The organism is Allocoleopsis sp. (assembly GCF_036703385.1).
Lineage (GTDB): Bacteria > Cyanobacteriota > Cyanobacteriia > Cyanobacteriales > Coleofasciculaceae > Allocoleopsis.
In genome coordinates this window covers 1-2091 of record NZ_DATNPA010000544.1, presented here as the reverse complement: position 1 = coordinate 2091, position 2091 = coordinate 1, and the positions used below count along the sequence as shown (strand labels likewise).

At 47.4% G+C, this 2091-nt stretch carries 2 protein-coding genes; one reads left to right on the top strand and one right to left on the bottom strand.

The features are described from left to right. The first annotated feature begins 45 nt into the window (after positions 1 to 45). Complete coding sequence (locus V6C93_RS26535; RefSeq protein ID WP_333479672.1) at positions 46 to 1128, top strand: 1-acyl-sn-glycerol-3-phosphate acyltransferase; 1083 nt, start codon at positions 46 to 48, stop codon at positions 1126 to 1128. A gap of 74 nt (positions 1129 to 1202) precedes the next feature. Here the strand turns inward: V6C93_RS26535 and V6C93_RS26530 are convergent, their stop codons facing one another. Then, entirely contained in the window at positions 1203 to 1658 is a 456-nt protein-coding gene (locus tag V6C93_RS26530; RefSeq protein ID WP_333479671.1) for a hypothetical protein, read from the bottom strand. Between the last annotated feature and the right edge of the window lie 433 nt (positions 1659 to 2091).

Below are 2091 nucleotides of genomic sequence, written 5' to 3'. Positions count from 1 at the left end.
TTCACAATGATGATAGGACACTAGCCAAATTGACTATCCAACGGAATGCAGCAATCTTCAGTTCATTCCTATCGATTTACCTGGTTTGATTGGTTTTGCCTCTGGTATCCTCCAGGTTGGCTGATTTTGTTTAACCGCCATTGGCAACATTATCATTCCTATCCAGATGGCTGGAATTGGTTGGAATATCTATTATTTTTGATTCCGGGGGGATTTTACCTGGCTTTGCTACTGCGCTGGTTACGTTTGGGTTGCCGTTTACCCAGCTCGTCGGCTACTCAGTTCGAGCCAAACTATCAGAACGCTTTCCGGGATGAAATCCTAGCACCAATTGTTAAATATTATTTTCGCGCTGAATTACACGAAACAGAGAATCTGCCCCAGACTGAGCCTTTGATTGTGGCAATGAATCATGCGGGGATGTGTTTTCCTTGGGACTTCCTTGTATTGGCGTATCTTTTAAGCCATAAACGAGGATGGGTTGTGCAACCACTGGCGAGTGTTTCGTTGTTTGAACATCCTTGGGTGATTTGGTGGCTACCACCTGGATGGTCGCAGGTTTTAGGGGGTGTTCGAGCAGAACTGAATGAGTTTGAAGCGGCAGTCACTCACAAAACCGTCCTACTTTATCCACCCGAAGGCGTACATGGCCCTGGAAAAGGTTGGTCAAAACGCTATCAGTTGGAGACCTTTCATCCTAGCTTTATTCAGTTGAGTGATCGCTACCGCATTCCCATTCTGCCCGTAATTTGCCTCGGCAGTGAGTCGTTGCATCCTTTGGCGTTTAATGTCAAAAAATTGGCGAAGCGAGTCTTCCTGCCCTTCCTGCCTATCTCACCGTTGATGTTTGTCTTTCTACTGTTTCCATCAATGGGGGTTTGGGCGATGAGAACCCGCTTGAGTTATTACGTTCAGCCTTTGTATGAATCTTGGACGGACGTAGCGTCAGAAAAGACAATGAGGGCTGACACCTCTGAAGGGGGAACAGCGTTGAGAGTTCACCAAGAGCAATTGGCAGCACCACCGAGCATCACGCGATCGCAAGCTTACCGAAATGCCCAACACTTGCGAGAAAAGCTGCAAACTCAACTCTCTCAACTCTTAAGCCACAAGCCCGATACCCCGTAATTAGACCCAATTTCCAATATTCCTGGCTAAGGGAGCGGCACCTCAGGCATTCAATGGTTAAAAGCGTTGGCAATTCATCCCACCAAGTCCAACAATCTGATCGCCCCAAGGGCGGTGCGTGGGGCAATCACACGGCAACCGTCCTCAAGAATCCAAGTTTCTAGCGTTTGCAGTTCCTCTTTTCGACCGTAAAATCGGGAAAGATCAATGGCTTCACTCCAATCTTGCGTGAAGGGCAAGCACAGGGACTCGCCCCTATTGGTTTGCGACTGTTGGTAGTGGCGCAAAACGGCTTTAACATTTCGCTTCGAGACGGGTTCGCCGAAGGTTTGGGAGAGACTTCGCCACAGTTGCGAACCAACTTGTTTGATGTAGTCGTGTTGATAACCTAACTGCTGGGCAATCTCCTTGTAGGAGAGTCCTGCCCAAGTTTGCAGAAAGACTTCAGATTGAATGTCATTGAGTCTTTTGCTGTGGTTAGCAGAGCGTAAAAATGTATCGACGAAGGTGAGTGCCTCTTGTCCTGTCATTACCAGTAATCTTGACGTAATTTCTAAATTTACTGGGTTTTTCTGGATTCCCTACTGTAATGTATATATAATTTACATCCTCCTTGAGAAGGATTTTAATTTTTTCTGGCTGACCGTGCGATCGCGTTTCTTTTCACTTCAATTTAGGGTTGAGCGATCGCGCAAGCGCTGCCGTCAAGGCAGATCACGCTAGTTCTTTCTCCAGCCGTGTGGAGTCCTGAGCCAGTTTTTAGGCGCAGTGACGAAGCCTAGCTGTTCTGACGATCTGACCTTTTTTACGACTTTCTTCTGACTTTATCCTGACTATTTCCGACTGCCAAGGCGTATGCCGAACAGTTAGGTTGGTTTCATCGTTATGGAAGAGAAGAGGGTGAACGATGCGTAAGCATTGCTTTCCCTAGGAATCGCCCTTCCCCCATAGCTCGATCACAGG